11 protein-coding genes are annotated in these 13,067 nt (G+C 48.3%); 10 read left to right on the top strand and 1 reads right to left on the bottom strand.

Annotated features, from left to right (window positions below):
• Nucleotides 1–60 precede the first annotated feature (60 nt).
• Nucleotides 61–1,524: a hypothetical protein gene (locus B157_RS0109630; RefSeq protein WP_020603132.1), complete on the bottom strand. Its 1,464-nt coding sequence runs from the start codon at nt 1,522–1,524 to the stop codon at nt 61–63.
• A 224-nt stretch (nt 1,525–1,748) separates the two neighbouring features.
• Between B157_RS0109630 and B157_RS36755 the strand changes: the two genes are divergently transcribed.
• From B157_RS36755 to B157_RS0109580, 10 genes are all read left to right on the top strand, one after another.
• Nucleotides 1,749–2,312, top strand: coding sequence for a hypothetical protein (locus B157_RS36755; protein WP_020603131.1), 564 nt, complete (start codon nt 1,749–1,751; stop codon nt 2,310–2,312).
• A 5-nt stretch (nt 2,313–2,317) separates the two neighbouring features.
• On the top strand, nt 2,318–6,382 hold the full coding sequence (locus tag B157_RS0109620) for a hypothetical protein (RefSeq protein ID WP_157618357.1): 4,065 nt from the start codon (nt 2,318–2,320) through the stop codon (nt 6,380–6,382).
• Nucleotides 6,383–6,478: 96 nt separating this feature from the next.
• Complete coding sequence (locus B157_RS0109615) at nt 6,479–6,952, top strand: hypothetical protein (RefSeq protein ID WP_020603129.1); 474 nt, start codon at nt 6,479–6,481, stop codon at nt 6,950–6,952.
• Nucleotides 6,953–7,148: 196 nt separating this feature from the next.
• Entirely contained in the window at nt 7,149–7,712 is a 564-nt protein-coding gene (locus B157_RS0109610) for a hypothetical protein (RefSeq protein ID WP_020603128.1), read from the top strand.
• Between the two features lie 8 nt (nt 7,713–7,720).
• On the top strand, nt 7,721–9,415 hold the full coding sequence (locus tag B157_RS0109605) for a hypothetical protein (RefSeq protein ID WP_020603127.1): 1,695 nt from the start codon (nt 7,721–7,723) through the stop codon (nt 9,413–9,415).
• Between the two features lie 24 nt (nt 9,416–9,439).
• On the top strand, nt 9,440–9,886 hold the full coding sequence (locus B157_RS0109600; protein ID WP_020603126.1) for a hypothetical protein: 447 nt from the start codon (nt 9,440–9,442) through the stop codon (nt 9,884–9,886).
• A 7-nt stretch (nt 9,887–9,893) separates the two neighbouring features.
• Complete coding sequence (locus B157_RS0109595; RefSeq protein ID WP_020603125.1) at nt 9,894–10,343, top strand: DUF1353 domain-containing protein; 450 nt, start codon at nt 9,894–9,896, stop codon at nt 10,341–10,343.
• 240 nt (nt 10,344–10,583) lie between these two features.
• Nucleotides 10,584–11,462, top strand: a complete 879-nt coding sequence (locus B157_RS34870) for a S49 family peptidase (RefSeq protein WP_020603124.1) — start codon at nt 10,584–10,586, stop codon at nt 11,460–11,462.
• Between the two features lie 43 nt (nt 11,463–11,505).
• A complete protein-coding gene (locus B157_RS0109585) occupies nt 11,506–11,937 on the top strand; it encodes a hypothetical protein (RefSeq protein WP_020603123.1) in 432 nt (143 codons plus the stop codon).
• Between the two features lie 62 nt (nt 11,938–11,999).
• On the top strand, nt 12,000–12,977 hold the full coding sequence (locus B157_RS0109580) for a hypothetical protein (protein WP_020603122.1): 978 nt from the start codon (nt 12,000–12,002) through the stop codon (nt 12,975–12,977).
• Nucleotides 12,978–13,067: the final 90 nt, after the last annotated feature.

Below are 13,067 nucleotides of genomic sequence, written 5' to 3'. Positions count from 1 at the left end.
AAGTTGGATGCATAGAAACCTAAAGGCTTATTTAAGAAATTTAAATATGGTTCATCTAAATCATATCTGCCTAAAGTGTTTTCCTTTAAGTTTAATCTTAGTGTAATTTTGATAAATTTTAGGGTAATTAACTATTTTGTTATTGTACCCAATACGTTTTAATACCAAACAATTAATTAATACATAGAGACTAACTGATGTGTAAAATAAAATCTTATTTTCTTCTTGAATATTTTTCGCGCTTATCTTGTCTATAACTGGAATTCTACCATGTAATAAATCATTTCTAGTTTTAATTATATGCAAATCTGATTTTGACAATGCAATACCTAAAAGTTCAAAAGGAGCTTTCAAGTTATCCATGTTTGTTTTTTGATTTATATTATCAATTTTCTTAATGATGGGGGTCCGAGAGTCACTATCTAAATCTGGACAAACTCTACTTAGAGTTGCCTTCAATTCCAACAATAACAAACTAGCTAGTTTTTTATCTTTAATCGGAGCTAAGTTTTCTTGTAATACTTCTTTTAAAATCAAATCTGACAATGCCTCCAAGGCAATCGCATAACCACCAGCCATAGGCAATAAGCTGGCTGTACTTGATTCTATTACTGCCATCAAAATAGATGCAAAATCTGTAGATGAATTAATTTCTTCACAAAGTTTACTAAATTCATTTGAACTGAGAGGCCTCAAGGTTTTAGCTACTTTATCAGCTAATGCTCTATTCTTTGGGAGACGGTAGTACTCGTAAGCATAGGGATTAGAAAATACAGGCACATAACTTGAAGTCATCGAAGCTCTTAATTCTGAGAAACAAAAAAAATTATGCGTTGTATTTGTTTTACTTTTATAGACAAAATAATAACACTTACCGCCAATAAATTCCCCTGTTATATAACCAATGGCAATCAATATTGAAAAGGTGTGCTTAGCAACAAAATCAAGTGTTCCTTTTTCGTTAGACTCAAGGGTAAAGAAATATTTTTCATTTCCGTCAGGCTGCTTAAATGAGGACAATTTAACACGAAACAATCTTTTACCAATATCAACTATTATTCCATATTTTATTCTATAGTCTAATTTATTATGATAATCTATTTTCTTTTGTAACGGTATAATAATTTTAAAATAATAAGATGAACTTTTTTTAAAATCCTTAGGCCAAAATCTTGATATATGTCCGGCATATGAATGATTACCATCAAAACTAAAATCTTCTTTTGATATAAATAATTCATCTAAAACTAAACTTGTATCATTATATACAAGATCAATATTTTTAATTGCTATATTTTTATCTATATTCTCTTGAAAAGATTTTGATTTTATTCGAAAGTTAAAATCAAAACGATTTTTAGATGTAAAAATTTCAGTTTCAGTTTCTTGAATTCCGAATTTATCACTTCTAATCATTCCAACTTTAGGTAACTCAAAGTTTTCAATAAATTCAAAACTTGATTTGAAAGGTATTACTGGTTCAAACGCCATTATTTTATTATTATTTTTAAGGTTAGGGCACATTAGAGTTGATTTATTTAATTAGAATTGATAAGCAATATCTCTCTTTCGTGAGACTGATTTGCAAAACTCAACTACATCATTACTCGTGTTAAATGTAACAATAAGTTTTTTTTATTCATAGCTAATGCTACGCACCACAGCCAGCCAGCCGTGGCTTTTTTGCGTCCTTTTGAGCTCCTGCCTGGTGGTTTAGCTTGCCAGCCAAACAATAAATCTAGCAACTAATGGCAGAAACAAACGGCATCCGAGGGGATGCCAGGGCCGAATGGCTCACCACTAACCGGGATGTGGCTAAAATCCTAGATCAATACATTATACAGGCAGAGCGGGCTTTTGTGGCCAGAGTCCAGGCCGCTGGCCTGGTGCTCTCCGGAGAGCTGTTAAACTCGTTTCGACACGAAGCGGCCACTATTGGAGAGGGCTATGTTTCCGCTAAGTTGCAAATGGCCAGTTATGGCCGGATCAAAGATTTACAGCAGCTCAATTACAGCCGAACACCACCACTTTTGGCGCTGGAGAATTACGTGGAAAAGGTGGGAATTGGCCACTTTGCCTATGTGCCTGGCTACCCTACCGGAGTCTTTCCACGCACGGAAGCGCAGGCCATACAACGTATTGCATGGGCCTATAAAATGAGTCTCCAGAGAAAGCCAAACGTAAAACGTGGCTACCGGGGCATTTACTCGGATCCGTTGCTTAAAGATGTACTCCCCTACCTGTTTAAAGATTTGGCCACGGCCTGCAACTTAACGGCCAGCCGGGCCTTTAAAGTGGCATTCTCCGACTAATGGCAATGAATCTAAACGAGGTAGCTACACTCACTCTAAAGCTCAATAATGGCGATGTGAGTAAAAGCATCGATGAGCTTAACACCAAAGCCAAAGAGCTCAAAAAAACTATTAATGACATTGAAAAGGAGGGCGGCAAAGGAGGGGAAAACTGGCAGAAGTATAAGAGCGAATTAAAAGACGTTCAAACGGCCACCACGGCCTTAAAAAAGGAGGTTGATCTTACTACCCTGACATACGGCCAACTGGATAGCCTGGTAAAGCAGCTCACCAGGGATTTAAAACAACTTAAGCCAGGCACGGAGGAATTTATTACGGCCTCCAAACGACTCGGTGAGGCAGAGAAACAATTTAAGGGCGTAAAGGATGAGGTGGATAAGATCAAAAAAGGCGGTGAGGATTTAGGCCAGCCAGGCCTCTGGAGCAAAGTGAGCGGTGGCGTAGGTGTGATGGCCAAAGCATTCCAGGCGTTTATGGCGCTCCAGGTTATTGGCTTTATTATCGACATCGGGAAAAGCATTTTTGAGACCACGGCAAAATTTGAGAAGTACGGTAAAGTTTTAGAGACCGCGCTAGGGAGCCAGAAAGAGGCACAGAGCTCTATGGCAGCGCTCAAAAAATTAGGATCTGAAACGGCCTACTCGGTGGATGAGCTTACGGAGGGCTATGTAAAAATGGTTAACCGTGGGATGCGACCGAGCCAAAAGGAAATGGTGGCGCTCACCGACCTAGCAGCCAGCCAGGGCAAAACATTTGACCAACTGGTAGAGGCCGCTCTGGATGCACAGACCGGAGAGAATGAGCGTTTAAAGGAGTTTGGTATTTCGGCCAAAAAATCGGGGGATGAGGTTACGCTTTCCTTTAAGGGATTAAACCAGACGGTAAAGAATACGCCGGAGGCCATCCAGGGAGCCATTATAAAGTTTGGCGAAATGAAAGGAGTGGCTGGCCAGAATGCCGAAATGATGCAAACGTTAGACGGTAAAGCCTCAAACCTGGGGGATAGTTTCGACTCACTAAAAACTGAGATAGGCACCCAACTAAAGCCGGTTTTTTTGGCCATCCTTTCCACCATGAGTATGGGGATTACTGTCATATCCGGACTGGTTAAAGTGATAGCCACGCTCATTACATCGGTGGTTACTTATTGGAGTACGCTGGCAGATTTCGCCGTGGGATCCGCTGGAGTAATGAAAAATCTAGGGGTGGCCATCGGACTGTTTTTAACCGGAAACTTTGAGGCCGCTGGTAAAGCCTGGGATCAAACCAAAGCAGCCGGTGAGAAAGTGGTGGCAGAGGTAAAGACCAATATTAAAGCGGGGGCCGCTGCCGTGGTGGCCATTTGGTCAGATCCGGCCAACGTGGTAAAGGCCGAATTTGCCGGTAAAGCACAGGGAGCAGCTCATGGCAAAGGGCTAACCGATGAGCAAAAAAAGGCACTGGAGGCACAGGCAAAGGAGGCAGAAAAGGCCAGAAAAGAGGAACAGAAAGAGCATGAGAAAATGCTTAAGGAGCGGGAAAATGCCAATAAAAAAGCGCTGGAGGATCTGGCCAAAATTGAGGCAGAGGCTCACATAGCTGGCATTAAAGATGAGCTCCAGCGGGAACTGGCAAAACTCGGATCCAAACGAGATGCAGAGGCAGAGGCCATAATGAGGGGGCTCCAGGATGAGCAAATTAAAAACCAGCAGATTGCCGCACTGGATTTAAAACTGGAGGAAGATGTGGCCAGAGTGGCCGGTGAGTTTGCGGAAAAGAAACGCAAAAAATCGGAGGATGAGGAAAAGAAACGACTGGAAACCACTAAGGCCATACTGGAGCAGGAGAGGCTGGCAGAAAACGCCATGCTGGATTTAAAGGAGCTCCAGGCCAAAGGTAATGCCACCAAGCTGGCAGCAATCCACCAGGAGCGGCTCACCATCCAACTCACTGCCACCAGCCAAAAACTGGATGCCGAAGAAGCAGCCGAAAAAGCCAAAGCTACCAGGGAAATTACCGATAAAGACCAGTTAGCGGTGGCCATTACGGCCATAGAAAACCGCTACCGGAACGAGCGGGAACTGGCCAGCGCCAAAAATGCGGCAGAGGTGGCCAAAATTGAGCAGGAGCTTAAGGCCAAAAAAAATGCCATCTGGACGGAGACCAGTAACGCATTTACGGCACTGCTCAAAGGGGATTTAATGGCATTCGTAGAACACGCGAACAATATTGTAAAAGGAGAACAACAGGCCTGGCAGAAACGACTGGAGGAAAATACGGCCAAATATGCAGCCATTGGCCAGATGGCCAGCCAGGCCGCTCAATTCCTGGCCGACCTGGCACAGAAACGAGCGGATAAGGAGATAGCGGAGGCCAAACGAGAACGGGATGAGAAAGTGGCGCTCCTTAACGACCAGGTGGCCACGGAAAAGCTGGCCATTGACCAGGCCACGGAGGCCATTAAAACCGTTAAATCAGAGGCCAGCGATAATATTAAAAATATTAAGCAGACCGAAACGGCCAAAATTAGCAGCCTGGAAAAACTGTACTCCGATATGAGTAACAGCCAGAGTAAGGCCGATATGGAGGCCGAAATTTCCCGAACGAAGCAGGAGCAGGAGGAAAAGCAGGCGGCAGCAAAGGCGGTGCATGATGATGCCGTGGATTTGGCCAAAGATGAGAAGCAGCAAAAAATTGACGCTGCCGAGGCCACCAGGGATGCCGAAATGGCCAGCATCCAAAAGCGGACAGATTTAGACTCTGCCACCCGTAAAAAAATGGTGGAAGAATCTAAAGCTAGGGCCGAGCTGGAGATTAAGCAGGCTAACACCGATTTTGAGACCAAAACCAAGCTCTCAAAAGATGAGTATGAGGCTAAAACCAAAAACGCCAAAGATGATGCCGACAAGAAAATAAAGCTCATAAAGGAGCTGGAAACTGCCGATAAAGACCGAGCCAAAGAGCTAATCCAGAGCGCCAAAGATGAGGCAGCGGAAAAGGTTAAAACGGCAGAGGATGAGAAAGCTAAGAAGCTCAAATTGCTGGAGCAGGAAAAAGCCACCAGGATCCAAAATAAAAAGGATCTGGAGGCAGCGATAGAGGCAGAGGATAAACGCGCCAAAGCATTAGAGGCCGACGCTAAACAAAAAGCCTGGAAAGCACAGCAAAAGGCCGATATAGCCACGGCCATCATTACCGGAGCGCTGGCCACCCTTAAAGCGCTGGCCAGTGGGTTCTGGCCGGTAAACCTAGTGTTTGCGGCATCCAGCGCCATAATGACGGGCATCCAGGTGGCTAAGATCAAAAGCCAGCCTATGCCAACCTTTGCCCACGGTGGATTTATTCCGGAGGGAGGGCGGCACGGCTCCACCTACGGCTCCGGAGGCCTGGCCATTGTCGACAGAGCCACCGGCAGAGAACGCGGTGAGATGGAGGGAGATGAGGCCATAATAAGCCGGGAACAGACCAGGGCAAATATGCCGCTCATTCGGCAGATGTTTAAGAATGCCAGGACACCAGGCCAGCGGAGCAGGCCGGTAAGTTTGAACGACCGGGGGCCAGCCTTTATGGATGGTGGTATTTTGAACGGTGGCCAGTGGAGCAAACCGCTCTTTTTGTATGGAGGCATACCTGGAAAGCGGCAGGCCTACCAGGATGGTGGAGTGGTATTAAACGAGGATCCGGAGGCACTCGGTGGAGCCGACCAGGCCAACCAGGCACAAGCGGCAGCGGTGGAGACTGGCAAACAACAGCTCAAACTCCTGGCCGCTATTGTGAGCGCCACCGAGACCACGGACGTACACCTACAAAAAGCCATGAACGATTTAGCCAGCAACGTGGCCACCTCCCTGGATACGCTCCGACGCGCAAACAGCCAGGCGCTGGATAGTTTGGCCTATTCGACTAAGAGCGGCCTGGATAACATGGCTGGCCAGGTGGGCAGTTTGAAAGGATCCGTTAACGCGGTGGAGGGCGCTGTTTACCAGGTACGCGGGGCCGTGGATGGAGTCCAGGGCGCAATTTGGGGAACTAACCAGGCTGGCCGGTTAGATGCGTTAATAGGGGCTATTTCCTCCTTTGGTGGTAAATAATAAACCAGGCTTTTGAGCTCTTGTAAATTAAGTGGCTAGTGGTTACTTTTAATGACCGTTAGCCACTTGATCTATGAAAAAACCAACCTCTAGTAAATGCGTAAAAAAATCACGTTATCCGTTCCACGTTATCTAAAAAGATACCTCTTAAATGCCGAATTTGGCCAGTTAGTGGATGGCGCTTTGTACGTGGGTGGCCGCTCCTTTATTGGCTCTTATATTTCATCGGTGGCCAGGCCTATACCGTTTGTTATGCCGAGGCCGGATCTATCCGGCACAAAGTTAGTTATCTGGTATAGCTGCCGGGAACGGACACACGAAGTACCACCGGAGAAACTGGCCAGCCTGGTTAAATCATTGGATGAGCAGTTTAGGCGCTCGTTAATTTGTGAGGTGAGGGCGCTCCATGAGCTATGTGGTGGAGACTACTCCAAGTTTATCCGGAACTTTCTGGCCAGGTACGGCATAGAGCCAGATGTGGACATTGATTTTGATACGGTGCGGAAAATATACCGGGATTACCTGGAGCGGGTGGATAAGTCAAACAGAGAGCTGGTAATGGCCTCCTAAGAATAAATAAAAAGTTTGCGTTAAAAAGTCCGGCCTGGTGCAGTTTGGGCCGGATATGTGCAATTTAGGCCGGATGTGTGCAATTTAGGCCGGGCAAAAGAGGCCTCCATTTTAAATGGAGGCCTCTTTTGCTTTTTAATAGGCCAAAACTTTCGTCCTTTCCAGCGGGGTGCCAGGCCATTACTTTTGGCTTACTATGGTACTAACAGAGCAATCTTTTGGCAGCTACCAGCAAACGCCCAACGCTGGCCAGGTGGCCAGGCTTAAGCTCTTGCCAGTGGATGCCGTACTGGCCATCTCACCACCGGGGGAATGGCCAGCCACCACACCGGGAACGGTCTCCCGTTTCGGCCTGGCCGTGGCCGGTGGCTCGGTGGCCACGGAGTTAATTTTTCCGGTGGGTGGCTGCTCTTTCCAGGAGCTCCAGGAGACTGGCCAGGCCGGAACGGTTTACAGGCCAGAGCTGGTGGCCACGGTGCCACGAAACCAGGCGGGGCTCCTGGATTGGATTCACCTGAACAGAGCCAGGCGCTGGCTGGCCTTATGGCTGGACAGAAACGGCCAGGCCTATCTGGCCGGTGAGCCAGGGAACGGCCTCCGGATGGAGATGAGCCGGACAGTAAACGCCACCAATTCCATGAGCCTAACCCTCAAAGGCCGCTTTTGCCATCCGGCCTGGTTTATTGAAACGTTCGACTCTGCCGAACTTTTCGCAGATGTAGATTTTGATTTAAGTTTTGATTTTTCTTTTAACGCCTAACTACTAAAATGGCAGCACCAGACGACGCATTTTTAAAAAACATCATTAACTCTAACCTGGTGGACTCACCACCAGGCCAACCACGCCGAAACACGGCCACCACCTTACGCGCTGTTATTTTCGCACTGATTGACTGGGTAAAGTCTGCCGTAACTGGAGCCACTTACTCCTGGCTCCGAACGACAGACGGACAACCGAGCGGAAACCAGGCCGATACCATTTACCACATTGGCAAAGTGGTGGCAGGCCGAACAACGGAGAACGGAACAGGGGCGCAACTCCAAGCGCCGGAGGCCTGGTTTGATACCATAAACGGCCAGCCTGCCGGTGGTTTATTTTCCCTTACATCCGGAGCCGATGCCATAAATATACGGTATTACCCTATCTGTCAACTGCCTGCCACCACTGGAGGCACGTATGATTTTGCGGACATTACACTAACCGCTAAACCCTGGGATAATGCCAGCGGTAGCCACATCCACATTAACCTTTACGTGGCCAACCGGGGCGGGTTTACATACCAATACACTACACAAGGTTTTGGCTATGCCGTAGGTATTGTGGCCTATCAGCAGGCAGACAATAGTACTATTATTTACGCTCGGACAGATAACACTTTTCAGGCATTAGCCTTTAAAGTTATTCGACACGCGCAGGCCACTGTTTTCCCTAGCATTACCACCATACTGGCACCTCCTGGCACGTTGGTATTTAACTCGTTGGACATGGCCAATTATTCGCCACTCATGGCGCTGGATTCACGCTTTACCTCCTTTATCGCTGGTAATGGAGATGGCTCCTTTCCGTTAAATCCGTTAGCAACTCCAGGCACTGGCCAGTTAAGCCTGGCCGCAAACTGGATACCTGGCTCCAGCGATTTGGCTTTAATTAGCTCCAATATAGCAGGCAATGGATTTACCTTTTGGCAACTAACGGCAGCAGCCGCAAAGCGGAGGCTGGCCTGGCTAACCGGAAACGGGGATTTTATCCTGGGAGCGGGGAACGCAGCGGAGCGGCTCACCGTAGAGGGAAACGCCTATTTAACGGGGGTGCTCCGTTTTCCGTCAGTCATTAACAGCCGAAAAATTGTACTCTACGGATCCGCAACGGGTACGGATATGCAGTTTTACGGGTTCGGGGTGGATGGTGGCACATTACGCTATCAAGTTAACAGCGTATCAGATAGCCACATATTTTACGCGGGTTTATCTCCTGTTACCAGTAGAGAGATAATGAGAGTCCAGGGAGATGGCAAAGTGGGGATCAATCGACCAAATCCAGTTTGCCGCTTTGAGGTGGGAGACTCTCCAACAGATGGCGTATTAGCTCAATTTATCAATATGCAATCTGCCGGAGGGGGTGGCTTTATCCGTCTGTCACAGACTGACGCGGGATTTTGGGACGTTGGGCCGACTAACACAAATAGCTTTATTATTAGGGGTTGGAATGGAGCGGGGGCGTTAGTCGAACGGGTTAGAATAGAGGGGGCAAACGGAAGTATGGGAATAGGAACAACCGGGCCAACCTCCAGGCTACACATCAACGGAGCCACCGGCCACCAACAGCTCCGACTGGAGCAGGCATATACACCAACCGGCACAGGAGACCCAAACGGCCAAACCGGCCAAATTGCCTGGGATCAAAATTTCTTTTATGTCAAAGTAGCCGGTGGCTGGAGAAGATCAGCACTACAATCATTTTAATTCACCAGTTAACTCATTCTTTTAATGGACACTATAAAAACACCAATCACCTCGGAGGCCGTTACAGGCTTTAAACGAGTGGCCAAACATGAAAACTTTATAATAGGCCCAGATTTAAACATGGTGCAACAGGTGCGAATAATTACCACCGACGAAACCGGCCAGCCACTCCTGGAGCGAATACAGACAGACAAAGGCCTAACCGATAGCCAGCGAATGGCAACACTCCAGCGCTACCAGGATCAACTGGTAACACGACAAACCAGCGGGGCATTTGTAGACATTACCGGCCAGATAGTGGATGAGGGAACAGAGGGAGCCATAAGCCAGCGGGATTTTTTTCAAAACATTACCCTGGGAGACCTTAAAAAAATGGGCCTACCTATTGGCGACAAAACGCCGGTTACTACGCTCATTTACGCACTCATTGGCCAGGAGATAACCAACCTGGACAAACGGAAAGCACTGTAATGCAACCATGAGTAAACGCTTTATTGAGTGGTCAGATACGTTTTACAGCCTGCCGGTAATTATCGATAGTCGACTACCTAAACCCGACCAAATGCGAGTGGAGCAGGATGTACTGGTGGAGCTGGTGGATTATAGGCGGGTATTGCTACCGGCCAACTTTCTAACGGACTGCCATAGTACGCCACCCTGGAGCCAGAGCTTACTGCCTGCCTACAATAACCGTACTAACCTGGCCGCTATTGTACACGATTATTTGTATATGAATTGGGAGCAACACCTGGAGCACTATCCGGAGCTTATGGATGTAGATGGCCGCTCTTATGCCGATGGCATTTATCTGGAGCTTATGCAGCGGTTTAATCCTGGCCAGTGGCGCAACCGTTTGTACTTTGGGGCCGTTCGGGCGTTTGGTGGCTGGAATTGGCGCAAGTTCAGGCAACAAACACCAACGGCCTAAAACAGTATAATCTTTGGCCAGGCCAGGCCATTTTTTGCCAATCGGGGCCGGATCTGCTCCGGATCCTGGCCGGAGCGGCCACCACCGGCAGCTCACCGGCCAAAGATTCTACTGTTTTACGCCACCAGCCAGCTCTCTCCAGGGCTGGCTTTTTTACGTCCTTTTGATTTGGCCAGGCAGCGGCCACTTTTACACCTTTCAAGGCCAGGCACTGGCAGTAAACAACATTTTAACGACAGTATGAGAGGGGGGTTTTTATCTATTTCGGGGCTCTGGTATTTAGAGGAGGGGCTGGCCAGCCGGATGGAGTCCATAGTAAGGCCACGGCTCCAGGCGGGTAAGGAGCCGGTGGCCGCTGCCATGTTTGCAGAACATCCTGCCAGGAACATCCAGGCACACCTGGCCACGGCAGGCCTTAACGTAATGGCCGGTACAATCTCCTATTTTGAGTATGTGGCCACGCAATACACTACGGGGGGCGTTTGTGTTATTCCGATTATTGGAACGCTCTCCAGGTACGGCCTTTGCTCCTGGGGGTATGAGGATTTGGCTGGCCTTTTGGCCGTGGCCGACCGGATGGAGGATATTAAGGCCATCGTACTCCGGATTGATTCGGGGGGCGGGGCGGTGGATGGTTTACGGGCGCTGGCCGATGCCATGAGACTCATTAAAAAGCCAATACTGGTTTGGTCTAATTTCATGGCCAGCGCTGCCTATTTCATCGGGAGCCAGGCCACGGAGATCTGGCTGGAGGATTCACCTTTACCAGTCATTGGCTCGGTGGGTACGCTCATGGTTTACACCGACCAGAGCAAAGCGCTAAAGCAGCAAGGGCTGGAGGTTGAAATTTTCCGAGCTACCGAGAGCGTAGACAAGGCCAGAGTAAATGGCATTGAACCGCTCACCGATGAGCTACGGACGGAAATCCAGGCCATGCTGGACAACTGCCAAAAGGAGTTTGTGGGGTTTGTTCGGCGGGGCCGCGCTGGCCTGCTAAAGTCCGACGAATGGACAACGGCCAGGATGTATGGCACGGATAAGGGGATAAGTTTAGGCCTGGCAGATAAAAAGGGAACGCTCCAGCAAGCTATCAAACGGGCCGCTCAAATGGCCGCTTAAAATCAATCAATCAATTTTTTAACCAGTAAACCACTAAAAGCCTATGGCACAGGAAAAGCAGACGCTGGCCACGTTTATGGCCTCATTTTTCGGAAAATCCGGAAAAGCCGTTTCGGAGAAATTAACCACCGATGAGCACAACCAATTTACGAGCGAAGTCCAGGAGCTCCAGAATAAAGTTACTGGCCTGGAAACGCAAGTAACGAGCCTGGAGGCCGAAAAGGGAACACTCCAGAGTAAAGCGGATGGCCTGGACACGAAAGTAACGGCACTGGAAAGCGATAAGACCACGCTCCAGAGCTCACTCACCACGGCAGAGGCCGACCGGGACAAATACAAAGGCTGGTTTGAGAAGCAGGCCGGGGCCGGTGCACAGATGCCGGAGGGAGATGCCACCAGCAAAGTAGACAACAACCTAACCAGCTACAACCAGCAAGCGCTGGCCGTATTCCGCAAAAGCAAAGGCCTGGCTTAAATCCAGGAAAGCAATCAATCAACTTTTTTTAACCACCTCTTTTTTTAATCAAACAGTAAAGAATGGCACAAACAACGGGTTACGATTTTAGTAAACTGCCTGCCGCATTAATGCAAGTATTCGACGGTAAAAAGGAAATTATCACGGATGTATTAGTGGATGGCGAGGCAAAGATTCGGGAGCTTTACCAGCTCCTGGTTACGGATAATAAGAGCCCACTTATTAACCTCCAGATTATGGACATACTACGGGCGGCATCTGACGACTTTACGCCAAGCGCCGGAGCGCTCCAGTTTGGCGCTCGGATTCCGACCTTTGAAGATGTGGACATTGATCTACAATTTACAACGGGCGAAATTCAAACGCTTTACCGCTCTTATTTGCAGTATGTAAAGGGCTTAAGCTCGGAAAAGGCCGTACTGGAGAATCCGTTTGAGGTGTTCTTTTTGGAGCAGATCCTACGCACGGCACGGGCTAACTTGGTGGAGCGTGCGAGCTGGAAAGCGGTTAAGAATGCAGCCAGCACTGGCAGCGCTTACGCCATTACCGGCCTCCTGGCAAAAACGACCATTGGCCGCGCTGCCGGTGGTGACATTCCAGCCTCTAACGTACTGGCAGCGGCCACGGTTATAGACGACTCTAACAGCTACGAGCAAGCTCTGGAGCTCTGCAAAGTAGTAGAGGCCGCTAACCAGGCCATGCTGGAAATTCCTTTGCAATTCCGCTGCTCTCCTGGAATGGTTCGGAGTATCAACCGCAGACGGCAGGCTAAATTTCCGGCCACCGTTCGGCCAGGTGAGACTATGGCCACGCTAGACGGTTACGAAAACATTACTCTGGTGGCAGATGTAGGCCTTTCCGGCAAATCTACCACCGTAATTACTCCAGCCTCAAACATGAACTTTGTTTGTAATGAGGATGTGGCCGCTTATACGTTAACCGTAGTAAAAGACGTAAAAGCCACAAAAATCAACATCCGGATGAGCGTGGGCTTTGATTACGGGTTTGGTAAGTTCACATTCCTAAACGACAAAGTTTAATACCATAAACCGGCCACCTGGAGCACTCGGTGGCCGGTTTACAAATGTGCTCCGGTTTTTACTTTCCTCTTTTTTTCAACCAAAACAAAA

It is taken from the genome of Spirosoma spitsbergense DSM 19989 (assembly GCF_000374085.1).
In the GTDB taxonomy this organism is placed as follows: Bacteria; Bacteroidota; Bacteroidia; order Cytophagales; family Spirosomataceae; genus Spirosoma; species Spirosoma spitsbergense.
Note: the sequence above shows the minus strand (reverse complement) of the source record. Positions and strands in the feature narration are given on the sequence as shown.

Coding starts and splice junctions, on each gene's coding strand:
- B157_RS36755 (WP_020603131.1), top strand. CDS start 1,749: ATGGCAGAAACAAACGGCATCCGAGGGGATGCCAGGGCCGAATGGCTC.
- B157_RS0109580 (WP_020603122.1), top strand. CDS start 12,000: ATGGCACAAACAACGGGTTACGATTTTAGTAAACTGCCTGCCGCATTA.
- B157_RS0109610 (WP_020603128.1), top strand. CDS start 7,149: ATGGTACTAACAGAGCAATCTTTTGGCAGCTACCAGCAAACGCCCAAC.
- B157_RS0109600 (WP_020603126.1), top strand. CDS start 9,440: ATGGACACTATAAAAACACCAATCACCTCGGAGGCCGTTACAGGCTTT.
- B157_RS0109630 (WP_020603132.1), bottom strand. CDS start 1,524: ATGTGCCCTAACCTTAAAAATAATAATAAAATAATGGCGTTTGAACCA.
- B157_RS0109615 (WP_020603129.1), top strand. CDS start 6,479: ATGCGTAAAAAAATCACGTTATCCGTTCCACGTTATCTAAAAAGATAC.
- B157_RS34870 (WP_020603124.1), top strand. CDS start 10,584: ATGAGAGGGGGGTTTTTATCTATTTCGGGGCTCTGGTATTTAGAGGAG.
- B157_RS0109595 (WP_020603125.1), top strand. CDS start 9,894: ATGAGTAAACGCTTTATTGAGTGGTCAGATACGTTTTACAGCCTGCCG.
- B157_RS0109620 (WP_157618357.1), top strand. CDS start 2,318: ATGAATCTAAACGAGGTAGCTACACTCACTCTAAAGCTCAATAATGGC.
- B157_RS0109585 (WP_020603123.1), top strand. CDS start 11,506: ATGGCACAGGAAAAGCAGACGCTGGCCACGTTTATGGCCTCATTTTTC.
- B157_RS0109605 (WP_020603127.1), top strand. CDS start 7,721: ATGGCAGCACCAGACGACGCATTTTTAAAAAACATCATTAACTCTAAC.